Annotated in this window: 23 protein-coding genes; 20 read left to right on the top strand and 3 right to left on the bottom strand. The window is 53.7% G+C overall.

Features of this window, described 5'->3' with window-relative positions; translation table 11 throughout:
- Window positions 1-5 precede the first annotated feature (5 nt).
- The 9 genes from IMQ56_RS15245 (at window position 6) to IMQ56_RS15205 (ending at window position 9,677) form a co-directional block, all read left to right on the top strand.
- Window positions 6-887, top strand: a complete 882-nt coding sequence (locus IMQ56_RS15245; RefSeq protein ID WP_003856862.1) for a sugar ABC transporter permease — start codon at window positions 6-8, stop codon at window positions 885-887.
- Window positions 874-1,716, top strand: coding sequence for a carbohydrate ABC transporter permease (locus IMQ56_RS15240; RefSeq protein WP_015570402.1), 843 nt, complete (start codon window positions 874-876; stop codon window positions 1,714-1,716). Before IMQ56_RS15245 ends, IMQ56_RS15240 begins: the two co-directional genes overlap by 14 nt.
- 28 nt (window positions 1,717-1,744) lie before the next feature.
- Window positions 1,745-2,797, top strand: coding sequence for a zinc-binding alcohol dehydrogenase (locus IMQ56_RS15235; protein ID WP_015570403.1), 1,053 nt, complete (start codon window positions 1,745-1,747; stop codon window positions 2,795-2,797).
- A 17-nt stretch (window positions 2,798-2,814) separates the two neighbouring features.
- Window positions 2,815-3,603: a sugar phosphate isomerase/epimerase family protein gene (locus tag IMQ56_RS15230; protein WP_032669698.1), complete on the top strand. Its 789-nt coding sequence runs from the start codon at window positions 2,815-2,817 to the stop codon at window positions 3,601-3,603.
- Window positions 3,604-3,614: 11 nt separating this feature from the next.
- Window positions 3,615-4,673 (top strand): Gfo/Idh/MocA family oxidoreductase, encoded by a 1,059-nt coding sequence (locus IMQ56_RS15225; protein WP_101677597.1) that lies wholly within the window; start codon window positions 3,615-3,617, stop codon window positions 4,671-4,673.
- Window positions 4,667-6,946, top strand: coding sequence for a glycoside hydrolase family 65 protein (locus IMQ56_RS15220; protein ID WP_196063939.1), 2,280 nt, complete (start codon window positions 4,667-4,669; stop codon window positions 6,944-6,946). The genes IMQ56_RS15225 and IMQ56_RS15220 overlap by 7 nt, the downstream gene beginning before the upstream one ends.
- Window positions 6,936-7,601: a beta-phosphoglucomutase gene (pgmB, locus tag IMQ56_RS15215; protein WP_196063940.1), complete on the top strand. Its 666-nt coding sequence runs from the start codon at window positions 6,936-6,938 to the stop codon at window positions 7,599-7,601. Before IMQ56_RS15220 ends, pgmB begins: the two co-directional genes overlap by 11 nt.
- Window positions 7,602-7,614: 13 nt before the next feature.
- Complete coding sequence (locus IMQ56_RS15210; RefSeq protein WP_058686507.1) at window positions 7,615-8,697, top strand: ABC transporter ATP-binding protein; 1,083 nt, start codon at window positions 7,615-7,617, stop codon at window positions 8,695-8,697.
- A 65-nt stretch (window positions 8,698-8,762) separates the two neighbouring features.
- Window positions 8,763-9,677, top strand: a complete 915-nt coding sequence (locus tag IMQ56_RS15205; protein WP_196063941.1) for an OmpG family monomeric porin — start codon at window positions 8,763-8,765, stop codon at window positions 9,675-9,677.
- Between the two features lie 33 nt (window positions 9,678-9,710).
- Here IMQ56_RS15205 and IMQ56_RS15200 read toward each other — a convergent pair whose 3' ends face one another.
- Window positions 9,711-10,721: a LacI family DNA-binding transcriptional regulator gene (locus IMQ56_RS15200; RefSeq protein WP_023296696.1), complete on the bottom strand. Its 1,011-nt coding sequence runs from the start codon at window positions 10,719-10,721 to the stop codon at window positions 9,711-9,713.
- A 155-nt stretch (window positions 10,722-10,876) separates the two neighbouring features.
- Here IMQ56_RS15200 and IMQ56_RS15195 point away from each other — a divergent pair, with 155 nt between their 5' ends.
- The 3 genes from IMQ56_RS15195 (at window position 10,877) to tyrR (ending at window position 14,976) form a co-directional block, all read left to right on the top strand.
- A complete protein-coding gene (locus IMQ56_RS15195; protein WP_196063942.1) occupies window positions 10,877-12,274 on the top strand; it encodes a YcjX family protein in 1,398 nt (465 codons plus the stop codon).
- Window positions 12,271-13,323, top strand: a complete 1,053-nt coding sequence (locus tag IMQ56_RS15190; protein ID WP_196063943.1) for a YcjF family protein — start codon at window positions 12,271-12,273, stop codon at window positions 13,321-13,323. The genes IMQ56_RS15195 and IMQ56_RS15190 overlap by 4 nt, the downstream gene beginning before the upstream one ends.
- A 111-nt stretch (window positions 13,324-13,434) precedes the next feature.
- The gene (gene tyrR, locus IMQ56_RS15185) at window positions 13,435-14,976 is read left to right on the top strand and encodes a transcriptional regulator TyrR (RefSeq protein ID WP_063157711.1); all 1,542 of its coding nucleotides are present in this window, start codon (window positions 13,435-13,437) and stop codon (window positions 14,974-14,976) included.
- Between the two features lie 34 nt (window positions 14,977-15,010).
- Here tyrR and tpx read toward each other — a convergent pair whose 3' ends face one another.
- Window positions 15,011-15,517: a thiol peroxidase gene (gene tpx, locus IMQ56_RS15180; protein ID WP_015570410.1), complete on the bottom strand. Its 507-nt coding sequence runs from the start codon at window positions 15,515-15,517 to the stop codon at window positions 15,011-15,013.
- 106 nt (window positions 15,518-15,623) lie between these two features.
- Between tpx and ycjG the strand changes: the two genes are divergently transcribed.
- Window positions 15,624-16,589 carry an L-Ala-D/L-Glu epimerase gene (gene ycjG, locus IMQ56_RS15175; protein ID WP_196063944.1) on the top strand — a complete coding sequence of 322 codons (966 nt, stop codon included), beginning with the start codon at window positions 15,624-15,626 and terminating at the stop codon, window positions 16,587-16,589.
- On the opposite strand, the gene mpaA is transcribed toward ycjG, so the two are convergent.
- On the bottom strand, window positions 16,586-17,293 hold the full coding sequence (mpaA, locus tag IMQ56_RS15170) for a murein tripeptide amidase MpaA (protein ID WP_039270648.1): 708 nt from the start codon (window positions 17,291-17,293) through the stop codon (window positions 16,586-16,588). The genes ycjG and mpaA overlap by 4 nt on opposite strands.
- A gap of 183 nt (window positions 17,294-17,476) precedes the next feature.
- Here mpaA and IMQ56_RS15165 point away from each other — a divergent pair, with 183 nt between their 5' ends.
- From IMQ56_RS15165 to IMQ56_RS15135, 7 genes are all read left to right on the top strand, one after another.
- On the top strand, window positions 17,477-19,093 hold the full coding sequence (locus IMQ56_RS15165) for a peptide ABC transporter substrate-binding protein (RefSeq protein WP_196063945.1): 1,617 nt from the start codon (window positions 17,477-17,479) through the stop codon (window positions 19,091-19,093).
- A 614-nt stretch (window positions 19,094-19,707) separates the two neighbouring features.
- A complete protein-coding gene (tssB, locus tag IMQ56_RS15160; RefSeq protein ID WP_003856899.1) occupies window positions 19,708-20,199 on the top strand; it encodes a type VI secretion system contractile sheath small subunit in 492 nt (163 codons plus the stop codon).
- A 40-nt stretch (window positions 20,200-20,239) separates the two neighbouring features.
- Window positions 20,240-21,775: a type VI secretion system contractile sheath large subunit gene (gene tssC, locus IMQ56_RS15155; protein ID WP_023324775.1), complete on the top strand. Its 1,536-nt coding sequence runs from the start codon at window positions 20,240-20,242 to the stop codon at window positions 21,773-21,775.
- 15 nt (window positions 21,776-21,790) lie between these two features.
- A complete protein-coding gene (gene tssK / locus IMQ56_RS15150) occupies window positions 21,791-23,131 on the top strand; it encodes a type VI secretion system baseplate subunit TssK (protein ID WP_015570415.1) in 1,341 nt (446 codons plus the stop codon).
- A complete protein-coding gene (locus IMQ56_RS15145) occupies window positions 23,128-23,844 on the top strand; it encodes a VasL domain-containing protein (protein WP_230326213.1) in 717 nt (238 codons plus the stop codon). Before tssK ends, IMQ56_RS15145 begins: the two co-directional genes overlap by 4 nt.
- Window positions 23,845-23,872: 28 nt before the next feature.
- Window positions 23,873-24,361: a hypothetical protein gene (locus IMQ56_RS15140; protein WP_047726583.1), complete on the top strand. Its 489-nt coding sequence runs from the start codon at window positions 23,873-23,875 to the stop codon at window positions 24,359-24,361.
- 297 nt (window positions 24,362-24,658) lie between these two features.
- Window positions 24,659-25,789, top strand: coding sequence for a methyl-accepting chemotaxis protein (locus IMQ56_RS15135; protein ID WP_080345944.1), 1,131 nt, complete (start codon window positions 24,659-24,661; stop codon window positions 25,787-25,789).
- The last annotated feature ends 21 nt before the right edge of the window (window positions 25,790-25,810 follow it).

Raw genomic sequence — 25,810 nt, 5'->3', positions numbered from 1 at the left:
GAATTATGAAGACGTTGTTTTCTGGTCGTTCAGATATGCCTTTCGCCATGCTGCTGTTGGCCCCCAGCCTGATTTTGCTGGGGGGCCTGGTGGCCTGGCCAATGATTTCCAACATTGAAATCAGTTTTTTACGTTTACCGCTGAACCCGCGTATTGATGCGGTGTTCGTCGGCCTGGATAACTACATTCGCATTCTGGGCGATGCTGCGTTCTGGCACTCCCTGTGGATGACGTTCTGGTATACGGCGCTGGTCGTGCTCGGCAGCACCGGGCTGGGACTGGCCGTAGCGATCTTCTTTAACCGTGAATTCCGCATGCGGAAAACGGCTCGTTCACTGGTGATCCTGTCCTACGTGACGCCGTCTATTTCACTGGTATTTGCCTGGAAATACATGTTCAACAACGGCTACGGGATTGTGAACTACCTGGGCGTTGATCTGCTGCATCTCTACGATCAGGCGCCGCTATGGTTCGATAATCCTGGCAGCAGTTTTGTGCTGGTTGTGCTGTTCGCCATCTGGCGTTACTTCCCGTACGCCTTTATCTCGTTCCTCGCGATTTTGCAGACCATTGATAAATCATTGTACGAAGCGGCAGAGATGGACGGAGCAAATGCCTGGCAGCGTTTTCGTATCGTGACGTTGCCCGCCATCATGCCGGTGCTGGCCACGGTGGTCACGTTGCGAACCATCTGGATGTTCTACATGTTTGCGGATGTGTATCTGCTCACCACCAAGGTCGACATTCTGGGCGTATATCTCTACAAAACCGCCTTTGCGTTCAATGACCTGGGTAAAGCAGCCGCCATTTCCGTTGTGCTGTTTGTGATCATCTTCGCGGTCATTCTGCTGACCAGAAAAAGGGTAAACCTCAATGGCAACAAATAAACGCGTTCTGGGCCGTATCGGTTTTTATCTGGGACTGGCGCTATTTCTGATTATCACGCTGTTTCCATTTTTTGTGATGTTGATGACGTCGTTCAAAAGCGCGAAAGAGGCGATCTCGCTGCACCCGACTATTCTGCCGCAGGAGTGGACGCTACAGCACTACATCGACATCTTTAACCCGCTGATTTTCCCGTTTGTGGATTACTTTCGTAACAGCATGGTGGTGTCGCTGACCTCCTCGGTCATTGCGGTGTTTCTCGGCACGCTGGGCGCGTATGCGTTATCCAAACTGCGCTTTAAAGGGCGCACGACGATCAATGCGAGCTTCTACACCGTCTATATGTTCTCCGGGATCCTGCTGGTGGTGCCGCTGTTCAAAATCATCACCGCGCTCGGCATTTATGACACCGAACTGGCGCTGATCATCACCATGGTGACGCAGACGTTGCCTACCGCGGTCTTTATGCTGCGCAGCTATTTCGACACCATCCCGGACGAAATCGAAGAAGCCGCGATGATGGACGGCCTGAACCGCCTGCAAATCATTTTCCGCATCACCGTGCCGCTGGCGATCTCGGGTCTGGTGTCGGTCTTTGTCTACTGCTTCATGGTGGCGTGGAATGACTATCTGTTCGCCTCCATTTTCCTGTCCAGCGCCAGCAACTTCACGTTGCCGGTCGGGCTGAACACGCTCTTCAGTACGCCAGATTACATCTGGGGTCGCATGATGGCGGCATCGCTGGTCACGGCACTTCCGGTCGTCATTATGTATGCCCTGTCTGAACGTTTCATTAAAAGTGGTTTGACCGCCGGCGGCGTGAAGGGCTGAGGCGGCCGATTTTAACAAGGAGTCAGTCATGAAAAAATTAGTTGCGACAGCGCCTCGTGTAGCGGCGCTGGTGGAATACGAAGATCGTCCTGTTGCAGCACATGAGGTGAAGATTCGTGCCCGTTATGGCGCCCCGAAACACGGCACTGAAGTCGTGGATTTCCGCGCGGCAAGCCCGTTCATCGATGAAGAGTTCAACGCGGAGTGGCAGATGTTTACCCCGCGTGAAGAAGGAGCAGCGCGCGGCATCGAATTTGGTAAATTCCAGCTGGGGAACATGATCGTCGGCGACATCATCGAATGTGGTGCGGACGTGACCGAATACCAGATCGGCGACAGCGTCTGCTGCTACGGCCCGTTGCAGGAAACGGTCATTGTTAACGCGGTGAACAACTATAAGCTGCGCAAAATGCCGCAGGGTGCATCCTGGAAAAATGCCGTTTGTTACGATCCGGCGCAGTTCGCCATGAGCGGCGTGCGTGATGCTAACGTCCGCGTAGGGGATTTCGTCGTAGTTGTGGGGCTGGGCGCGATTGGCCAGATTGCGATTCAGCTGGCGAAAAAAGCCGGCGCGTCAGTGGTCATTGGTGTCGATCCTATCGAACATCGCTGTGAGATCGCCCGTCGTCACGGTGCAGACCACTGCCTGAACCCAATCGGTACCGATGTTGGTCTGGAAATTAAGAAACTGACCGGCAAGCAGGGCGCGGATGTGATCATCGAAACCAGCGGATTTGCAGATGCGCTGCAATCTGCGCTGCGCGGTCTTGCCTACGGCGGAACGATCTCCTACGTGGCCTTCGCCAAGCCGTTCGCGGCGGGCTTCAACCTTGGTCGCGAAGCACACTTCAACAACGCCAAAATTGTCTTCTCCCGCGCATGCAGTGAACCCAACCCGGATTATCCGCGCTGGAGCCGCAAGCGTATTGAAGAGACCTGCTGGGAATTGCTGATGAACGGTTATCTCAATTGTGAAGATCTGATCGACCCGGTCGTCACCTTCACCACCAGCCCGGAAAGCTATATGAAATATGTCGATCAGCATCCGGAACTCAGTATCAAAATGGGCGTCACTTTTTAAGCTAAGGACAGCAAATCATGAAAATCGCAACACAAAACCAGGCCTTTTTCCCGACCGCTATCATGGAAAAATTCGAATACATCAAAGCGATGGGATTTGATGGCTACGAAATTGATGGCCGGCTGCTGGTGGAAAACCTCGACGAAGTAAAAGCGGCTATCAAAGCCACTGGCCTGCCGGTCACGACGGCCTGTGGCGGATACGATGGCTGGATCGGGGATTTTATCGAAGAACGCCGCCTGAACGGTCTACAGCAGATTGAACGCATTCTGGAAGCGCTGGCAGAAGTGGGCGGAAAGGGGATTATCGTTCCGGCTGCCTGGGGGATGTTTACTTTCCGTCTGCCGCCAATGACTTCGCCACGTAGCCTGGACGGCGATCGCAAAGCGGTCAGCGCTTCCCTGCGCTGGCTGGATGAGGTGGCAGCGCGCACCGGTACTACCGTCTACCTGGAGCCGCTGAACCGCTATCAGGATCATATGATCAACACCCTGGCCGATGCGCGTCGTTATATCGAAGAGAACGGCCTGAAGCACGTGCAGATCATCGGTGATTTCTACCACATGAATATTGAAGAAGACTCCCTGACGGAAGCGCTGCATCACAACCGCGACCTGCTGGGTCATGTGCACATTGCTGATAACCACCGCTATCAGCCGGGCAGCGGCAGCCTCGATTTCGCCAGCCTGTTCGATCAGCTGCGTGCCGATAACTATCAGGGTTATGTCGTGTACGAGTGCCGGGTGCGTGCCGACGATCCGGCTCAGGCCTATAAGGACTCTCTCACTTACTTGCGTGATTGCTAAGGATGACGAGCGTGATGAGTGCTTCTACACCTTTGCCTCTGCGCGTCGCCATCATTGGCGCCGGGCAGGTTGCAGACAAAGTGCATGCCTCGTATTACGCCACGCGCAGTGATGTTCAAATGGTGGCTGTCATGGACAGCCGCCTTGAGCAGGCACAGGCGTTCGCGGAACGTTATGCTATTCCATCGGCATGGCAGGACGCTCACGAGATGTTGCAGGAAGTAAAACCGGATGTGGTGAGCGTCTGTTCGCCTAACCGGTTCCATTTTGAACATGTGATGGCGGCTCTCGAAGCAGGCTGTCATGTGATGTGTGAAAAGCCGCCGGCGATGACGCCGCACCAGGCGGATGAGATGCGTCTCGCGGCGCGCAAGGCCGGAAAAGTCCTCGCGTACGATTTTCACCATCGCTTTGCCCTGGATACCCAGCTCCTGCGCGATGCGGTTATGAACGGAACGCTCGGTGAAATTTACTTCACCTCCGCGCAGGCGCTGCGTCGTTGCGGTGTGCCGGGGTGGGGCGTGTTCACCAATAAATCGCTTCAGGGCGGCGGGCCGCTGATCGATATCGGCATTCATATGCTGGATGCCGCGATGTATGTGCTGGGCTTCCCGGCCGTGAAGCGGGTAACCGCGCACAGCTTCCAGAGACTGGGGAACCGGAAACACACCGGCCAGTTTGGCGAATGGGATCCTGCGCAGTTTACCGTGGAAGATGCCCTGTTTGGCACGATTGAGTTCTGCAACGGTGGCATTCTGCGTCTGGACACCTCTTTTGCGCTTAATATCCGCGAGCAGTCGATCATGAACGTCTCTTTCTGCGGTGAGAAGGCGGGTGCAACGCTGTTCCCGGCACACATTTATAACGACGAAGCCGGTGTTTTGCAGACGCTGATCCAGCGTGAAGAAGCTGACGATCGGAGACATCTGCGCAGTATGGACGCGTTTGTTCGCCACGTATTGGGCGAGCCGGTCATGATTGCCGATGCGGAGCAGGGGCTGGTGATCCAGCAATTAGTCGCGGCGTTATATGAAGCCGCGGAAACAGGGGAAAGCGTGACGTTATGCTGAACCAGTCTGTATTAACCGATCCGGGCTTTTGCCCGCATAGTCTGAATAAGTACGCGTCCATTATGGCCTGCGGCAATGGCTACATGGGCATGCGCGCTACGCATGAAGAAGATTACACCCAGCAGAGCAGAGGCATGTATCTCGCGGGGCTGTATCATCGCGCGGGACGCAACGAAACCACTGAGCTGATCAATCTGCCGGATGTCACCGGGATTGAAGTTGAGCTGGACGGCGTCAATTTCACGCTCCTTTCAGGCGAAATTCTTGAGTGGCAACGCGAGCTGGCCTTTGCTAACGGCGAACTGCATCGTAACGTTGTCTGGCGTTCGCCGGACGGAAAACGCTATCGCCTCGAGAGCCGTCGTTTTGTTTCGCTGGACCAGTTGCCCTTAGTGGCAATGCAGCTCTCGATCACACCGCTTGACGGCGCCGCTCAGGCCGTGCTGAAAACCGGCATAGATGCGACACAAACGAACAGCGGCAGGCAGCATCTGGATGAAATCTCGGTCAGGGTCTTTGACCAGAACTACATGCAGGGTGTTTATGAAACGCAGGACCGGGCGTCTGAAGTTGTTGTTTCGGCGTTTTGTCAGCTCTCCGCTAAGAGCGACAGTTGTTTCACCGCCAAAAATCGTCGCCTCAGCGTTCATCATTCTCTGACCATTACGCAAGGTGACACCGTCACACTTGAGAAGATCGTCTGGCTGACGCATCGCTGCGATAAATCGCTCTCGCAGGAGTCTTTCGCCCGCAACGCGCTGGCCGATCTCAAAGTCTGCGCGGCAAGAGGCTACGATGCGTTGCTTGAGAGCTCAGCGTACGCCTGGGAAGCGGTCTGGCGTGATGCTCGGGTGGAAGTGACGTGTGCAGAACAGCAGGATCAGCTGGCGCTGGATTACGCCGTCTGGCATCTGACGACAATGACGCCTGCTCATGATGAGCGAAGCAGTATTGCGGCGAAAGGGCTGACGGGTGAGGGGTATAAGGGACACGTCTTCTGGGATACCGAAATTTTCCTGCTGCCGTTCCATCTGTTTACCCGTCCACAGATTGCCCGCAGCCTGCTGCGCTATCGCTGGTTGAATCTTTCGGGCGCGCGTGAAAAAGCACGGCGTAACGGTTGGCCGGGCGCGTTGTTCCCGTGGGAAAGCGCCGCCAGCGGACAGGAAGAGACGCCAGAATTCGCAGCCATTAACATCCGCACCGGGGTTCGCCAGAAGGTTGCTTCCGCACTCGCTGAACATCACATCGTGGCAGATATTGCCTGGGCCGTAGTCGCTTACTGGCAGGCAACACACGACGATGCCTTTATGCGCAATGAGGGCCTGACGCTGCTGATGGAAACCGCTTCGTTCTGGATGGGACGCGCGACGGAAACTAATGGTCGTCTTGAGATCCATGACGTGATCGGACCGGATGAGTACACCGAGCATGTCAACAACAATGCCTACACCAACTATCTGGCCTGGCACAACGTTGCATGCGCGCGTCAGTTTATGGCGATGTTTGGGCGTGAAGATGCGCGTTTTACGGAGAATGCCGGGAAGTTCCTGGCGCGCCTGTGGCTGCCAGAGGCCGACGCAGACGGTGTGATCCCGCAGGACGATACTTTCATGGCGAAACCTGCCATCGATCTGAGCCGCTATAAAGCCAAAGCGGGTAAGCAAACCATTCTGCTTGATTACTCTCGCGCGGAAGTGAACGAGATGCAGATCCTGAAGCAGGCCGACGTGGTGATGCTTAACTACCTGCTGCCGGAACGGTTTACGCCGCAGCAATGTGCCGCCAATCTGGCGTTCTACGAGCCACGCACGATCCATGATTCATCCCTGAGTAAAGCCATTCACGGCATTGTGCTCGCACGCTGCGGTGACACCGAGGGTGCGTATGCCTTCTGGCGCGATGGGATTGCCATCGACCTGGGGGATGACCCGCACAGCAGTGATGACGGTATTCATGCCGCCGCCACCGGTGCGATCTGGCTGGGCGCCATTCAGGGATTTGCTGGCCTGCACATTAGCGAAGGGGAGCTGCATCTTGCGCCGAAGCTGCCTGCTCACTGGCAGAAACTCGCCTTCCCGCTGCGGTGGCGGGACGCAACGATGCACATTACCTGTGAAGATGACCAGTTAACCATTGAAACCACCGCACCTGTCACGTTGACGCTGTGGGGTAAAACGCTGCATGTATCAGGGCGAAAGGTCTGTGAGCGTAAGGACTTTCTTGCATCTGTTAATGGGACCGCTACCACGGAGGGGCGCCATGACGCTTAACGCTGTTGTATTCGATCTGGACGGAGTGATCACCGATACCGCGCATCTTCACTTTCTGGCCTGGCGCGCCGTGGCGGAGGAGATTGGTATCACCTTCGACGAAGTATTTAACGAACAGCTGAAGGGAATAAGCCGTATGGACTCCCTCCAGCGCATTCTGAAACATGGCGGGAAAGAGGGGATGTTCAGTGACGAGCAGCGCCTGGCGCTGGCGACGAAAAAAAACGCGCTTTACGTCCAGTCGCTGGCATCACTGACGCAGGACTCGCTGCTCCCGGGTATTCGCGAGGTGCTGGCGGATATTCGCGCCGCGAAGGTCAAAATTGGCCTGGCATCCGTATCGCTTAATGCCCCTGGGATTTTGCACGCGTTGGGTATTCATCAGGCTTTCGATTTTTACGCCGATGCGTCGCGCATTTGCCGCTCAAAGCCGGACCCGGAAATCTTCCTTGCGGCCTGTAAAGGACTGAACGTGCGTCCTGAAGAGGCCATTGGTATCGAAGATGCCGCCGCAGGGGTAGATGCGATCAACGCCGCAGGCATGCTGTCGGTCGGGATTGGGCCTGGCCTGGACCATGCGGGATTACAACTTCATTCAACGCAGGAACTGACCTGGGAACGCCTGACGGCGTTCTGGGCATCCCGGGCGTATTGATAAGGAATTAATAATGGCTCAACTGTCTCTGAAACACATTCAGAAAATCTATGATAACCAGGTCCACGTGGTGAAGGATTTCAACCTCGAAATTGAAGACAAAGAATTTATTGTCTTCGTCGGTCCATCGGGCTGTGGGAAATCCACGACGCTGCGAATGATTGCCGGCCTTGAGGAGATCAGCGCGGGTGAACTGATTATTGATGGGGTTTGCATGAATGATGTTCCCGCCAAGTCCCGTGATATCGCTATGGTCTTCCAGAACTATGCGCTCTATCCGCATATGACGGTCTACGACAACATGGCGTTTGGCCTGAAAATGCAAAAAATTGCGCCCTCCGTCATTGAAGAACGCGTTACCTGGGCGGCACAGATCCTGGGCTTGCGCGACTATCTCCAGCGTAAACCTGGTGCGTTGTCCGGCGGTCAGCGCCAGCGCGTAGCGTTAGGCAGGGCGATAGTGCGCGAAGCGGGGGTCTTCCTGATGGATGAGCCTTTATCCAATCTCGATGCCAAACTTCGTGTGCAGATGCGCGCTGAAATCAGCAAGCTGCACCAGAAGCTTAATACCACCATGATTTACGTGACGCACGATCAGACGGAAGCCATGACGATGGCGACCCGCATCGTGATTTTAAAGGACGGCATCATTCAGCAGGTGGGCGCGCCGAAGCAGGTCTACAACGAGCCGGCGAATATGTTCGTTGCAGGGTTTATTGGCTCACCGGCGATGAACTTCATTCGTGGCGCAATCGACGACCGCTACTTTGTGACGGAAACGCTGCATCTGGAGATCCCGGAGGACAAGCTGGCCGTGCTGAATGCGCAAGGTTACCAGCGTAAAGCGGTTGTCTTTGGGATCCGTCCGGAAGACATTCTCACCGTACAGCGAAGCGGTGAAAACATCACGGCGAAGATCAGCGTTGCTGAGCTGACCGGGGCTGAATTTATGCTTTATGCCTCCGTGGGTGGGCATGAACTGGTTGTCCGTGCGGGAGCGGCGGATGATTACGTTGCCGGAGAGAATATCGGCATCCAGTTCGATATGAATAAGTGCCATTTCTTCGATGCTGATACTGAAACAGCTATTAGATAAGAAAGGTGTTCGCCGGAAATGAAAGTTTCCGGTTTTTTGTGTGTTAATTATAAAGGAATATTTTAATGAGTACTCTACTAAGAAGTGCTGCGCTCGTTCTGTGCGCAGGGGTGAGCTGCGCGCAAGCAACAGAATCAGCCAAACAGTGGGAATTTAATATTGGTGCCATGTATGAAATTGAAAACGTCGAAGGTCAGGCTGACGATAAAGATGGATTATATGAACCCTCCGTGTGGTTTAATGCCACATTGGATGCCTGGACCATTTCGCTGGCTATGTATCAGGAGGGGCCGGTCGATTACAGTAGCATGACGCGCGGCACCTATTTCGATCGTCCTGAAGTAGAATTACGCTATCGTTTTATCGGCACCGATGATTTTACGTTCGGCCTGACCGGTGGCTTCCGTAATTATGGCTATCACTTTAAGGATGAACATGGTGCTAAAGACGGTAGTGCTAATATGCAGCGCTATAAAGTTCAGCCTGACTGGGATATTAAACTAACCGACGACTGGCGTTTTGGCGGCTGGTTTGCCATGTATCAGTTTGCCAACGATCTGGAAAAAACCGGCTATTCTGACAGCCGCGTCGAGACCGAAACCGGTTTTACCTGGACAATTAACGAAACGGTCTCGGCAAAAGTTAATTACTATTTAGAGCGCGGTTTTAATATGGACGGTTCACGTAATAACGGTGAATTCTCCACTCAGGAAATTCGCGCCTATCTGCCGATTTCATTGGGTCAGACGACGCTAACGCCTTATACCCGTCTGGGACTCGATCGCTGGTCAAACTGGGACTGGCAAGACGATCCTGAGCGTGAAGGACATGATTTCAACCGTTTGGGTATGCTGTACGCCTATGATTTTAACAATGGTTTATCCATGACGCTGGAATATGCCTACGAATGGGAAAACCATGACGAAGGGGAAAGTGACCGCTTCCACTATGCCGGTATCGGCGTGAATTACGCGTTTTGATAACACTTCACCAGGGGCGTTTGCCCCTGGTTTTTAGCGTAATGAAGCAGCATCTGAAAAATGCGTTTCAACCAATATCTTATGCGGGGCAGGTTTACCCGCTATGCACCTGAACAACACATCGCAGCTCTCTTCGCCCAGCTTTCTGGTGGGGATATCAAAGCCGCCAGGCGCAGGGGTTAAAATGAGAGATAGCATTGGGTCGCTGTATCCTGCCATTGCGACCTGTTCCGGGATCGTCAGGTTTAGCGCATCCGCGGCACGATAAAGACTCAGCAATTTCATACTGTCTGTCGCAAAAACCGCATCGGGCGGGTTGTCTGAAGAGAGTAGCTGACAGGCCGCCTGAAGCGCGCTTTCATGGGTATACCCGCCATCAATAACCCAGTCCGGGTTAATCGCAATACCCTGCTTCTCAAGGCTCGATTTATAGCCCGCCAGGCGATCGATAGAAACGTGATAATCGAGCGGGGCATGCAGGCAGGCAATTTTAGTTCGACCATGTTTGATAAATGAGTCGGTTAATATGGCGCTGTCGCGGAAATTATCCGTGTCGACAGAATAGATATTCTGGTAATTACCTTCCACTTTACCAATAACGACCACGGGCACGCCATATTCGTCCAGCGTCGCGAAAAAAGACTCGTTCGCCGGCGAGCTTAGCATGATGATCCCCTTGATCATCTTCTGCTTTATTTTACCCACGCATTTTTGCAGATCATCTTCGCTGCTTTTGGACGTTTGTAAAATAACATCAAAACCCTCTTCTTCTGCTTTTGCCGTAATGGCATGTAGTACATCAGAGAAAAACGGATTGCCTGCGGTGGTTTTGGTTGAACGGGTCGAAATAACCATAATGGCGTCGAAGCCAGAAGAGGTGAGTGCGCGGGCAAGTTTATTCGGTTGATAATTTAATTCTTCTATCGCCTTCAACACCTTTTCGCGCGCTTCAGGAGAAATATTCGTTTGTTTATTCAGAACGCGCGACACGGTTGATTTCGAAACGCCAGCAACGCGGGCAATATCATAGATGGTGGGTGACATACACCTTACTCACTCCAGACGGACAGCAATTGCGCCCATCTTACTGGAGAGAAAACGGCAATAGCAATAATTAAGAATTGATAATCAACGATCTGCCCCAATTTACTGTATTCTGAAGTGACTTTTTTCAGGGTTCCAGGCAATGAAGGACGGCGATGAAGCGACTTAAAAACGAATTCAATTCTCTGGTGAACCGTGGCGTTGATCGCCATCTGCGTCTTGCCGTGACGGGGCTGAGCCGCAGCGGTAAGACAGCATTCATTACGGCGATGGTCAATCAGCTGTTGAACCTGCATGCAGGGGCGCGCCTGCCACTGCTTAGCGCAGTGCGCGAGGAGCGGTTGCTTGGGGTGAAACGCGTACCGCAACGTGATTTTGGCATACCCCGTTTCACCTATGATGAAGGTCTGGCGCAGTTATATGGGGAGCCTCCCGCCTGGCCCACCCCGACGCGTGGCGTGAGCGAAATCCGTCTTGCGCTTCGTTTCCGCTCGAATGAATCCCTGATGCGTCACTTCAAAGAAACGTCCACGCTCTATCTCGAAATTGTGGATTACCCGGGAGAATGGCTGCTCGATTTACCGATGCTGGCGCAGGATTACCTGAGCTGGTCCCGACAGATGACCGGTCTGTTGCAGGGGCAGCGGGCAGAGTGGTCGACCAAATGGCGCCAGCTTTGCGAAGGACTGGATCCGCTGGCACCGGCGGATGAAAACCGTCTGGCCGTCATAGCCGAAGCCTGGACGGATTACCTGCATCAGTGCAAGCAGGAGGGGTTGCATTTTATTCAGCCGGGCCGTTTTGTTCTGCCGGGCGATTTAGCCGGTGCTCCCGCGCTACAGTTTTTCCCGTGGCCGGACGTTGACAGCATCGGCGAATCGAAACTGGCGCAGGCGGACAAGACCACCAACGCCGGTATGCTCCGCGAGCGATACAATTATTACTGTGAAAAGGTGGTTAAGGGCTTTTATAAAAATCACTTTTTACGCTTTGATCGCCAGATCGTACTGGTGGACTGCCTGCAATCGCTTAACAGCGGGCCGCAGGCGTTTAATGATATGCGGCTGGCGCTTACGCAGCTGATGCAAAGCTTTCATTATGGCCAGCGTACGCTGTTTCGCCGTTTGTTCTCGCCGGTCATCGACAAGCTGCTGTTTGCCGCCACAAAAGCTGACCATGTGACGGTCGATCAGCACGCCAACATGGTATCCCTGCTGCAACAGCTGGTGCAGGATGCCTGGCAGAATGCGGCCTTCGAAGGGATCAGCATGGACTGTCTGGGGCTGGCGTCCGTACAGGCTACGCAGAGTGGGTTGATTGACCTGAATGGCGAGAAAATTCCAGCCCTGCGGGGCAACCGTCTCAGCGACGGTGAGCCGCTCACGGTCTATCCGGGGGAAGTCCCGGCGCGTCTGCCGGGCCAGGCTTTCTGGCAAAGCCAGGGTTTTCAGTTCGAAGCCTTCCGTCCGCAGAGTATGAACGTTGACCAGCCATTGCCGCATATCCGTCTGGATGCCGCGCTGGAGTTTTTAATTGGAGATAAATTGCGATGACGGAACCGTTAAAACCACGCATTGATTTTACCGGCCAGCTTGAGCAGCCCCCGCATGAGGCGTTTAAAACGGCGCAAACCTTCAGCGGGCCGCAGGCCGACAACTTTGCTCCCGTGCTGGCAGACGAACCGATGGTTGAAGAGGGGCAGGCGGAAGCGGTTGTTGATGCGGCACTGCGCCCGAAACGCAGCCTGTGGCGCAAGATGGTGACCGCCGGGTTAGCCCTTTTTGGTGTGAGCGTAATCGGTCAGGGCGTGCAGTGGGGCGTCAATGCCTGGCAAACGCAGGACTGGGTGGCGCTGGGGGGATGCGCCGCCGGGGCGTTGATTGTTGGTGCGGGCGTTGGCTCAGTCGTCACCGAGTGGCGTCGCCTCTGGCGTTTGCGTCAGCGTGCCCACGAACGCGATGAAGCGCGGGATCTGCTGCACAGTCACGGCACAGGAAAAGGGCGTGCTTTTTGTGAAAAGCTTGCGGCTCAGGCCGGGATTGATCACTCTCACCCGGCGCTTCAGCGCTGGTATGCGGCGATCCACGAAACCCAGAATGACCAGGAAGTGGTCACGCTCTATGCCCACATTGTTCAGCCGGTGCTGGATGCGCAGGCTCGTCGTGAGATCAGCCGCTCGGCGGCGGAATCTACCCTGATGATCGCCGTCAGTCCGCTGGCGATGGTGGACATGGCCTTTATCGCCTGGCGCAACCTGCGCCTGATCAACCGCATCGCCAGATTGTATGGCATCGAGCTTGGCTATTACAGCCGGCTGCGCCTGTTCAAACTGGTATTGCTGAATATCGCCTTCGCCGGGGCAAGCGAACTGGTACGGGAGGTCGGGATGGACTGGATGTCGCAGGATCTTGCGGCGCGTCTCTCTGCCCGGGCGGCGCAGGGGATTGGTGCCGGTCTGCTGACGGCACGCCTGGGCATCAAAGCGATGGAAGTTTGTCGTCCACTCCCCTGGATCGATGGCGATAAGCCGCGGCTGGGGGATTTCCGTCGCGAATTGATTGGCCAGCTTAAAGAGACGCTCAATAAAAAACCTGCTCAGTGAGGTTTTGTTTACTAATCGTGCGGGCTGTCAATATTTGTTGACAGCCACCTTCCCGAATACCGTTATCTGACATATCATTTTACTGTTATTGGCTTAAACGGTGAATTTCCCATGCGTCTGGAAGTCTTTTGTGAGGACCGTCTCGGTCTGACCCGGGAGTTACTCGATCTTCTTGTTTTACGTAGCATTGATTTACGTGGCATAGAGATCGACCCTGTCGGGCGAATTTACCTCAATTTTGCCGAAATTGAATTTAATACCTTCAGTAGCCTGATGGCGGAAATCCGCCGTATCGCTGGCGTTACGGATGTACGCACCATCCCCTGGATGCCGTCCGAGCGGGAACATCTTGCGCTGAGCGCGCTGCTGGAAGCAATGCCGGAGCCGTTTCTCTCTCTCGATCTGAAAAATAAAGTCGAGCGCGTTAACCAGGCCAGCTGCCAGCTGTTTGCGCAGACTCAGGAAAAACTTATCGGGCACCACGCCACGCAACTGATTACCGGGTTTAATTTCCAGCGCTGGCTGGACAGCAACCCGCAAAATACCCATAGCGAGCACGTCGTTATCAACGGACAGAATTTCCTGATGGAGATCACGCCGGTCTACCTGAAAGGGGAAAATGCCGCGCGGGTGCTCACCGGCGCGGTGATCATGCTGCGCTCCACGGTGCGCATGGGACGCCAGTTACAGAATCTTTCCAGCCAGGACGTCGGCGCATTCAGCCAGATTATTGCGGTGAGCCCGAAGATGCGTCATGTAATCGACCAGGCGCGCAAGCTGGCAAATCTTACGGCGCCGCTGCTGATTACCGGGGATACCGGTACGGGGAAAGATCTGCTGGCGCATGCTGTGCACATGGCCAGCCCGCGTGCGGCAAAACCGTATCTGGCGCTGAACTGCGCCTCTATTCCTGAAGATGCGGTGGAAAGTGAGCTGTTCGGGCATGCGCCGGAAGGCAAAAAAGGCTTCTTTGAGCAGGCGAACGGCGGCTCGGTGTTGCTGGACGAGATTGGCGAAATGTCGCCACGCATGCAGGCGAAACTGCTGCGTTTTCTCAATGACGGCACGTTCCGCCGTGTGGGGGAAGATCATGAAGTACACGTGGATGTGCGCGTCATCTGCGTCACCCAGAAAAACCTGGTGGAGCTGGTGCAGAAAGGGGTATTCCGCGAAGATCTCTACTATCGTCTCAACGTTCTGACGCTCAATATTCCGCCGCTGCGCGATTGCCCGCAGGACATCATGCCGTTGACAGAACTGTTCGTGGCCCGTTTTGCCGACGAGCAGGGCGTGCCGCGTCCGAAGCTCTCTGCCGACCTGGGCACCGTGCTGACGCGTTACGGCTGGCCGGGCAATATTCGTCAGCTTAAAAATGCGGTCTATCGCGCATTAACTCAGCTTGAAGGGTATGAACTGCGCCCTCAGGATATTCTGTTGCCGGATTACGATGCCGGGACGGTCTCGGTAGGCGAAGAGGCAATGGAAGGCTCGCTGGATGACATCACCAGCCGTTTCGAGCGTTCGGTGTTAACGCAGCTTTATCGCAGCTATCCGAGCACGCGCAAGCTGGCTAAACGTCTTGGGGTGTCTCATACCGCGATTGCGAATAAGCTGCGCGAGTATGGGTTAAATCAGAAGAAGGGTGACGAATAAATAAAAAAGCCTCTTTGCAGAGGCTTTTTTACGTTTAGGCTTTAAGCGCCTCAAGTGCAGCGGTGTAATCCGGTTCGGTAGTGATTTCGTTAACCAGCTCACTGAAAACAACGTTGTCGTTTTCGTCGATCACCAGCACCGCACGAGCAGCCAGACCTTTCAGCGCGCCTTCGGAGATGGCAACACCGTATTTTTCCAGGAAATCCGGGCTGCGCAGAGTGGAAAGGGTGATGACGTTGCTCAGGCCTTCAGCGCCGCAGAAGCGGGACTGGGCAAACGGCAGGTCAGCAGAAATGCACAGCACTACGGTGTTGTTCATTTCGGTCGCCAGCTGGTTGAATTTACGCACTGATGCAGCGCAAACGCCAGTATCGATGCTTGGGAAAATGTTCAGGACTTTACGTTTGCCAGCAAACTGGCTCAGCGTGACGTCAGACAGATCTTTAGCCACCAGAGTAAAAGGCTGTGCTTTGCTGCCAGACTGTGGGATGGAACCTGCAACAGCAACCGGGTTGCCCTGGAAATGAACGAGTTGTGACATAGATATCTTCCTGTTTACAAATAGTTAACGTCGTGGCTAGTGTATGTCATCCGCAGTTAGCACGGCAAACCAATTTTCTGCCTTTCCGGCCTGCAAGGAGTCAGTGATGAGAAGCGTTAAGGTCTATGAAGAAGCCTGGCCATTGCACACCCCGTTTGTGATCTCGCGTGGCAGCCGTAATGAGGCCTGTGTGGTCGTGGTTGTATGTGAAGAGGACGGCGTAAAAGGCGTCGGGGAATGTACCCCTTATCCTCGCTACGGAGAAAGCCTGGCGTCAGTCATGGCGCAAATTATGACGGTGGTGCCCGAGTTGCAGGCGGGTCTGACGCGCGAGGCTCTTCAGCTTCGGTTGCCGGCCGGCGCGGCACGCAACGCGATTGACTGCGCACTCTGGAGTCTGGAAGCGGCGAAACAACAAAAACCGCTGCCTGCGCTGCTGGACGTTACGCTGCCGCAATCGATCGTCTCCGCGCAAACGGTGGTCATCGGTGAACCAGAGCAAATGGCCGCCAGCGCTCAGGCGTTGTATGCCACCGGTGCAACATTATTAAAGGTGAAGCTCGACGATCGTCTGATTAGCGAACGCATGGTCGCCATTCGTGCGGCGGTGCCTGATGCCACTCTTATCGTCGATGCGAACGAATCATGGCATAGCGAAGGGCTGGCAGCCCGTTGTCAGCTGCTTGCCGATCTGGGCGTTGCCATGCTGGAGCAACCCCTCCCGGCAGAAGACGATGCCGCCCTGGCGAATTTTATTCATCCGCTTCCCGTCTGTGCAGATGAAAGCTGTCATACCCGTGAGAGCCTGTCAGCTCTCGAGGGACGCTACGAAATGGTGAACATTAAGCTGGATAAAACAGGTGGATTAACCGAGGCCCTGGCACTGGCACAAGATGCGCAGGCGCAAGGCTTTGCTCTGATGCTGGGCTGCATGTTGTGCACGTCCAGAGCGATCGGCGCTGCGCTCCCGCTGGTGAACAGCGTGCGTTTTGCCGATCTTGACGGCCCAACCTGGCTGGCGGTTGACGTATCACCCGCCCTGAATTTTACCTCCGGTGTACTTCATCTTTAAGGCTGCCAGCGCAGGAGATCTGTCATCGCCCGCAGGTATTTTTCGCTCGCTTCATCCGAGGAGATGGGCGGAAACTCTGCGGTGATACAGTGAAGGCTGAGGTCTGCGCACCAGCTGCCAAACGACCCGGGTGTTTCATAGCCAACGCTGCTCACCAGAGGTAGAGCAAACGCATCCGCCAGCCACTGCCCGAGCGCCGTATTACGAGGATCTTCAATACAGGCGAGGGGATCGTGGAAAGAGACAACCCAGGCCGGGTGGATCTTATGAATAAGCTGGCACAATGCCTGAGTCTCCGGTTCGGAACCGGGTTTGTCTCCCGTGAGCAGGACAACATCTCGCTCCTGCGCCGAACTGTTCCAGCGATACACCGTTTCACCGGCGCGCCAGTTTGCCGCCGGGAAGTTCCTGTTCAGGTCAACGCCGCGTGCATTCGCCCGTAATCCAAGCTGACAACCGTCCGGATTGACGGTCAAAATCACATGATGACGTCGTAAATCGGGGGCCAGCGTACGTAGCGCGCACGAGAGCGTCACGACAGACGAGTTTTCATCGCCATGCGTGCCCGCAATGATTAAGCCGCTATTGCGATCGGCCTCGGGTGCCGGAAACCAGATCAGCGGCGCGCCTAAAAACGAGCGTCCATAATGTTCAGTCCCGGGCGGGAAGGCGCCGCGTTCCGTTCTTGGTCGGGTAGTTGCCATAGTAAACCCTGATCATAAAGTCACTTCTGGCAGTGTTGTGCAAAAGCCGCGCTTAATCAAATAGTTTCCGTGTGTGTGGAAAATTGCCTGACATCAACTTTCCGGAGGAAGCATTTGCATTTCTCCGTTTCGAAACAAATAATTACGCATCTGCCTGTTACCTGACATCATTAAGGGGATCGTATGAAGCATCCTGTTTCGCTTCTTTGTACTGCGCTGTGGCTGTGCGGGCTTTCTTCACTTTCATATGCCGCGGAGGTTCCCGAAGGAACGGTTCTGGCGCAAAAGCAGGAGCTGGTTCGACATATCAAAGATGAGCCCGCTTCGCTCGATCCGGCAAAAGCGGTGGGGTTGCCCGAGATACAGGTGATCCGCGACCTCTATGAAGGGCTGGTAAATCAGAACGAAAAAGGGGAGTTAGTTCCCGGCGTGGCGACGCGCTGGCAGAGCAATGACAACCGCGTCTGGACGTTCACGTTGCGGGATAACGCTAAGTGGTCTGACGGAACCCCGGTGACGGCACAAGATTTTGTCTATAGCTGGCGTCGTCTGGTTGATCCTAAAACAACGTCACCTTTCGCCTGGTTTGCGGCGCTGGCGGGCATTAACAATGCCCAGGCCATTATCGACGGCAAAGCTGCTCCGGATACCCTCGGCGTGACGGCGGTGGATGCTAAAACGTTGCGCGTGCAGCTGGACAAACCGCTGCCCTGGTTCAGCAATCTGACGGCTAATTTCGCGTTTTATCCTGTTCAAAAGGCCAATGTGGAAAGCGGTAAGGAATGGACGCGCCCTGGCGCGCTCATTGGCAACGGTGCGTATGTGCTGAAAGATCGCGTGGTGAATGAAAAACTGGTGGTTGAGCCGAATTCTCATTACTGGGATAACGCCAGGACGGTGCTTAAAAAAGTCACCTTTGTGCCCATCAACCAGGAGTCCTCAGCGACCAAACGCTATCTGGCGGGCGATATCGATATTACAGAATCGTTTCCGAAAAACATGTACCAGAAGCTGCTTAAAGATATTCCGGGTCAGGTATATACACCGCCACAGCTTGGGACCTATTACTACGCGTTTAACACGCAAAAAGGCCCAACCGCGGATGCCCGCGTACGTCTCTCGCTCAGCATGACTATCGACAGACGTATTATGGCGGAGAAAGTCCTGGGGACCGGTGAGAAACCGGCCTGGCATTTTACTCCCGATGTCACTGCGGGTTTTACGCCGGAAGCCTCGCCATTTGAGCAGATGACGCAGCAGGAGCTGAATGCGCAGGCGAAAACGTTGTTGCAGGCGGCAGGCTATGGCCCTCAGCGTCCGCTAAAATTAACGCTGCTGTATAACACGTCTGAAAACCACCAGAAAATCGCGATTGCCGTTGCATCCATGTGGAAGAAAAATCTGGGTGTTGACGTTAAGTTGCAGAATCAGGAGTGGAAAACCTACATCGACAGCCGCAATACCGGGAATTTTGACGTCATCCGTGCATCGTGGGTAGGGGACTACAACGAGCCGTCGACATTCCTGTCGCTGCTGACCTCCTCCCACAGCGGGAATATCTCACGATTCAACGATCCTGCTTACGATAAGATTATTCATCAGGCGACGCTCGAAACGACTGAAAAAGCGCGTAATGCCGACTACAACATGGCCGAGAAGATCCTCACCGAGAAAGCACCGATTGCCCCTATTTATCAGTACACCAATGGACGTCTCATCAAGCCATGGGTTAAAGGTTATCCGATAAATAACCCAGAGGATGTTGCGTACAGCCGTACAATGTATATTGAAAAGCATTAAAAAGAGGTCAGGGCGCTACGTGATTATGGTAAACATCCATTAACCGCATAAGCGCCCGCTCTCAGGGGGTATGATTTTACAGCCTGGTTAATACCGAATATCCCCTTCATATCCGCCCATCACTCATTGTCATGATGAATATCTTCAGAGAGATTCTTTCTCCCGTTTATCGAAAAACGCGTAGTCATTTATTCGCCATTCCTGTAGCAGTATAGTCATTACTGTTTTTAAGATTAAATTTGTCCGATACAGGATTTTTTCATATTCAGGCCATTTATTGAATTAAAACCTTAGTTATCTGCGCTGTTACGAGGTGTGTTAATAAATGCATTGATGTAAATCAATTATTCAACCTCATGGAACAATAAGTTCAATATTTCCAAACTAAGCAGTCATTCCTGCCAGATTAATGTGAATAAATAGTTAATTTTTACTGTATGTCATGTATGTATGGCATTTATGAGTACAATAATTTAGTGGAATATTCTTAAGAAAAGTCTAATAGTAGATCTTTGATCTGAGAAGTTGATTTTAAATGGGCTTTTGCTCTAATATGATTTTGTAAAGAAACGTCACTCACTTAACATTTATTTCTTTTAAAGAAAGGGACTGCTATGGCCGATTCATTCCAGAATGAGGTGCCCAAGGCACGCATAAACTTAAAGCTGGCTCTGCATACAGGTGGCGCGCAGAAGAAAATCGAACTGCCGCTTAAACTCCTCACCGTCGGTGATTTCAGTAATGGAAAAGAGAATCGTCCATTATCGGAAAGGGAGAAAATTAACGTCAATAAAAATAACTTCAACAGCGTACTTTCGGAATTTAACCCGGAAGTGAATCTGACGGTTCCTAACACAATGGCCGGGGATGGTTCGGAAGAAAGCATAAAACTGAATTTCTCCGATATTAAGGATTTCGAACCTGAACAGGTTGCCCGCCAGATCCCCCAGCTCCGCGCCATGCTGGCCATGCGTAATTTATTACGCGACCTCAAATCCAATCTCCTTGATAACGCCACTTTCAGAAAAGAACTCGAGAAAATTCTTAAAGACCCGGCGCTGTCTCAGGAATTACGCGACGAAATGAGTGCACTGGCCCCGAAATAAGCGGCATGTGTAATTTAATGGATTAACCGGGAATATGCTGATGTCTGTGAATACTGAAACCGCCTCCGCGCAGGGGCAGACCACCGTACTGGAAAAAGAGGGCGTTTACGCCTCCCTGTTTGAAAAAATCAACCTGACCCCGGCCTCCAGCCTGGGGGATATCAATGCGTTTCTGGATGACGCCGCGCTTTCTGACGCTCCGGCGGGTGAACGCCTGACGGCGGCGATGCAGGTGTTTATGGACTGCATCCGCAAATCCGGTCAGCCGGTGGAGAAGCTCGACAAAACGCTGATTGACCACCATATCGCTGAGCTGGATTTCCAGATTAGTCGTCAGCTGGATGCCGTAATGCATCACCAGGAGTTCCAGAAGGTGGAGTCCCTGTGGCGCGGCCTGAAGCAGCTGGTGGACAGCACCGACTACCGCCAGAACGTGAAAACCGAAATTCTGGATGTGTCGAAAGAAGATCTGCGTCAGGACTTTGAAGACGCGCCGGAACTTATCCAGAGCGGCCTCTACTGGCACACCTATACCGCCGAATACGACACCCCGGGCGGCGAGCCGATTGGCTCCGTGATTTCATCCTATGAATTTGACGCCAGCCCGCAGGATGTGGCGCTGCTGCGCAACATCTCTAAAGTGTCAGCTGCCGCACATATGCCGTTTATTGGCTCTGTCGGTCCGAAATTCTTCCTGAAAGACTCCATGGAAGAGGTCGCTGCAATTAAGGATATCGGCAACTACTTCGACCGCGCAGAATACATCAAGTGGAAATCCTTCCGCGACACCGACGACGCCCGCTACATCGGCCTCGTGATGCCGCGCGTGCTGGGGCGTCTGCCGTATGGCCCGGACACCGTACCTGTACGCAGCTTTAACTACGTTGAGCAGGTGAAAGGCCCGGATCACGAGAAATACCTGTGGACCAGCGCCTCGTTCTCCTTCGCCTCAAACATGGTGAAGAGCTTCATCAATAACGGCTGGTGCGTGCAGATCCGTGGCCCGCAAGCGGGCGGGGCGGTGAAAGACCTGCCTATTCATCTGTACGATCTGGGTACCGGCAACCAGGTGAAAATCCCGTCTGAGGTGATGATCCCGGAGACCCGCGAGTTCGAGTTCGCCAACCTCGGCTTTATCCCGCTCTCGTATTACAAAAACCGCGACTATGCCTGCTTCTTCTCGGCGAACTCCGCGCAGAAACCGGCGCTGTATGACACTGCGGATGCCACGGCCAACAGCCGCATCAACGCACGTCTGCCGTACATCTTCCTGCTGTCGCGTATTGCGCACTACCTGAAGCTCATCCAGCGCGAGAACATCGGCACCACCAAGGACCGCCGTCTGCTGGAGCTGGAGCTCAACACCTGGGTGCGTAGTCTGGTGACGGAAATGACCGATCCGGGCGATGAGTTGCAGGCTTCTCATCCGCTGCGTGACGCGAAGGTGGTGGTGGAAGATATCGAAGACAACCCGGGTTTCTTCCGCGTGAAGCTGTTTGCGGTACCGCACTTCCAGGTGGAAGGCATGGATGTGAACCTGTCTCTGGTGAGCCAGATGCCGAAAGCGAAAGCGTAACGTAAGGCAGGAAGCATGAAAACGGAACAACCGTTATGGGGCAGGGGCCAGATGGTCTCTCCCCAGCACTTCCAGCAACAGGCCGCCTATGCGGCCTGGTCTGCGGAATGTATCGCCCGACTGGGTCTCTCCCATCCCTGGGGGGTGATTAATGCCACTTTCGAACCGGATGTACTGAAGTTGGGCCGTCTACAGGCCCGTCATCTGCACCTCCGGTTCCCTGACGGGACATTAATCGATACGGATAATGCTGACGACCTGCCACCGGTGCTGGCGCTTGAGAGTGAAACACAGGACGTGGTGGTGGTTCTGGCTCTTCCGCTGCTGCGCGCGAATGGTGGCAACTGCCTTAAGCCCGATGAGGTGGCCGCGCGTCCTGTTCGCTATCGCCAGCGCTGGCGGGATGTCCGCAACCTTTTTGGCGATGATACCCGCCAGATTGCAGTGATGCGGCCAGAGCTGACGTTGCGATTTGCCCATCAGAACAACAGCGATTACCTGACCTGTCCGGTTGCCCGCCTGCAACAAGATTCGCAGGGGAACTGGGCACTTGATGAGACATACCTTCCGCCGCTGTTGGCGTTACTGGGCAGTCGCTGGCTGATGACCCAGCTGGAGCAACTGTTGACGCAACTGCGCGCCCGTCTGGGCCGCCTGATGGACATGCGCCGGGAAAGTAATGAGCGCATGGCGGATTTTGCCGTAGCCGATGTTTCATTGTTCTGGCTGCTCAATGCCCTGAACAGTGCTGAGCCCGTGCTGGGTCAGTTTCAGCGCCACCCGCAAAGCCCGCCTGAGCGTCTCTATCCGGAGCTGGCAAGGCTTGCAGGCAGCCTGTTGACATTCTCGCTGGAGCATCAGGTCAGTGCGATCCCGGCATGGCAGCATGAGCAGCTGAATAACGTCTTCCCGCCGCTGTTTGATTTACTTGGCGATCTTCTGGAAGCCAGCCTGCCGTCGCGGGTGGTGGCAATTGAGCTTGAGCATGATGACCGGCTTCACTTCTGGCAGGCCCGTCTGCATGATCCACGTCTGCGCGAAGGGGCTGATTATTACCTCTCCGTGCGTTCACCGATGCCGGTGGCACAATTGCAGGAGCAGTTCCCGCGCCAGTGCAAGGTCGGCAGTCCCGATCATGTCAGGAGTATCGTCAATTCATCGCGGGTGGGCGTCCCTCTGATGCCGTTGCGCCATGTGCCGGCAGCCATTCCACTACGTCTGGAAAATCAGTATTTCAGCCTTGATGTCTCTCATCCTCTGGCCATCGAAATGTTCCAGAGCGGCACCTGTATGTTTTACGTTCCGGGAATGCTCGCCGAGCCTGAACTTGAACTCTTTGCGGTACTGAGAACATGAATGATCGTAAACGCGCTACTGCCGCGTTCATTGATATTGATGCCCTGTTACCCGTGAAGCAGTGGAAGCCATTTGCTGCGGGTATGTTGTTCATGCTGGTGGCAGCCAGCATTGTCGCAGTGGGATGGCAGACGATGCATGCGCCAGATTCAGTACAAACTCAGCTGGCCGCGTCCCTGACTCCTTTACCTGAAGGACTCTCTACAGCACAGTTGCAGGCGCTGCAACAAACGTCACCGCCACCTGAACCGGGGATCAGCAAGACACAGCAACTGTTAGCGCAGCTTTTACGCCTGAAACCAGACTGGGCAGTAAGCTACGGCGACCGTCTGGTGCAGCAGGCGCTGACGCTGTGGCCAGAAGAGGCCAAACCCCTGGTACAACAGTGGCACAAGCAAATTAGCGTTGCCGGACTTGCAGAGTCAGATCTGAATGGCTGGCATCAGGGGATGACGCAGTTACAGCAGTTGACGAACAGGCTAAACGCGCTGGATGAACAGAAGGGGAAGTACATGACGGTGAGTGAACTGAAATCAGCCGTGTTTGCCATGTCGCAGTCCTTCAGCCATACCGTTCCGCTTGAGGAGCAGCTTCGTCTGCTTTCCATTTTACCTGCCGGGCAACCCGTGTCAGCAGCGCAGCTAAACCAGACCGAACAGCATCTTCAGCAGTTGATTGCCAACTATGCCCTGCTGAAGCACCAAAAAGAATAATGAGACTGGCGAAAAACACGGAGTTGACATGTCAGCAAGAGAGCGATTTTTTAAGAAAGTGCAGCAGAGTATCGGGGACAAACCGATCTATGTTAATACGGCTGAGGCCGAAGTCAGGGCGTTTTGCGAGCGGATGGAAGACCTTGCGCAGCAAATCATTACATGGTTTGAAGGTTCTGGTATTGAAATAATTTTATCTAAAAAACATATCACCGATTTAAGTACGGTTGGCTACAGCCTCAGTAGCGGTATATGTCGTTATGCTATTACGACGATCATTTTGCAAAATGAGGATCGCAGCGTCACCATTATGCCAGAACAGGTGATCAGGGGGCCGGAGAAGGGGTGTGTGACGATGAGTATTAATGTCCCCGATAGTCTGTCGGGGGCGAGGATATTCCATTTAAGCATGGCGCCTGATACAGGCTGGTATATTCGTCGCGGGCATCAAAGTGCAAAAGAGAATATTCTCATGAATGAGGACTGTTTTTTCCAGGCTATCGACTATCTGGCCTGAACGTAACTCACCCTAACGGAAGGAGCGCGCATTAACTACGTTAACTTATTAAGCACCACTAAACAACGGCGCCCTACAGTACCCCTCCTTAAATATATAATTGCCATTTTTGAAGGGGTATCAGCAACCAAACGACAAGCCAGACATTTAGCGTAAAACATGCTTTTTGTCCGCCTTAAGTAAAACTGCGAAAATCAAACTGCAAAACAACAAACCAGCGACGAACGTGAGGACAAATTCGTATGGCAATGCTATAACCCTTAATGCCAACCAAAATATAATGTCCCAGGAAAACGTATGCTAAGAAATATTAGTGTCAGAACGTTCATTGTCTATTTCCTTTTATGTGTATTTTTGGTAAGTGATGGAGTTATAGCGCTATTTTCACGAAATTCTTCGCTTTTTATTGCAGTCATAATTGTACAATTCATCGCCTTATTTTTGCTTTGGGCGTACATGACAAAATATCTTGTGACGCCGATCAATACGGTGAAAAAAAGTATTGAAGAAGTGACGTCAGGCAAACTTGGCGTGTCGATACCTGAATTTGGCAACAATTGTGCGGGACGCCTGATCCCGGGGATTAACAGTCTCTCCAGCAACATTGCAACGCTGGTCCGTGAGATCCGCGCCTCCTCGCAAACCGCGATGACCCTGTCAGATCAACTCTCTTCACGCAGCGCGCAGCTTTCCGTCAAAACAGAACAGCAGTCAGCTTCGCTGGTGCAAACGGCAGCCAGCATGGAAGAGATGGCTGCAAGTACAAAAAATAATGCCGACAATACCCGTTTAGCCAGCGAACAGGCGAATCTCGCGACGTTGCAGGCGCGTAAAGGCGGAGAATTAATGGGGCAGGTCGCGAACAATATGCAGTCGATTACCGACTGCGCCCAGCAAATGACAGAGATTATCTCGCTGATTGACGGTATCGCTTTTCAGACCAATATTCTGGCGCTTAACGCCGCCGTTGAAGCGGCAAGAGCGGGCGACCATGGTAAAGGGTTTTCTGTGGTCGCGGGTGAGGTGAGAAGCCTGGCGCATCGTAGCGCCGAAGCGGCAAAAAATATTAAGTCATTGATTGAAGTTACCAGCCATAACGTGACGCAGGGCGTTAACGTGGTCTCTGAAGCCGAAAAAAACATGCATGACATTGTTACCGGTTCGGGCAATGTGAGCAGACTGATGGATGAAATATCCGCCTCAACATCAGAACAGGAAAAAGGTATTTCACAAATTACGCAGGCATTATCAGAGCTTGAACGCGTAACGCAGAGCAACGTGTCGATGGTTGAGGAACTCAATGGATCGTCAGATGTGCTGCGCAATCAGGTGATTGAGCTCCAGACACGAACACGTAATTTCCGTCTGGAAAATGAGTTCCAGACTGACAATGCGTTAAGAAGCCGCGAATGGGCGGTGAATTCCTGAACGTATTCAGGACGATGCCTC

It is taken from the genome of Enterobacter sp. Res13-Sevr-PEC09-46 (assembly GCF_015672585.1).
Classification (GTDB): Bacteria; Pseudomonadota; Gammaproteobacteria; order Enterobacterales; family Enterobacteriaceae; genus Enterobacter; species Enterobacter hormaechei_C.
The sequence above is the reverse complement of the archived record's forward strand: the minus strand, read 5'-3'. Positions and strand labels throughout refer to the sequence as shown.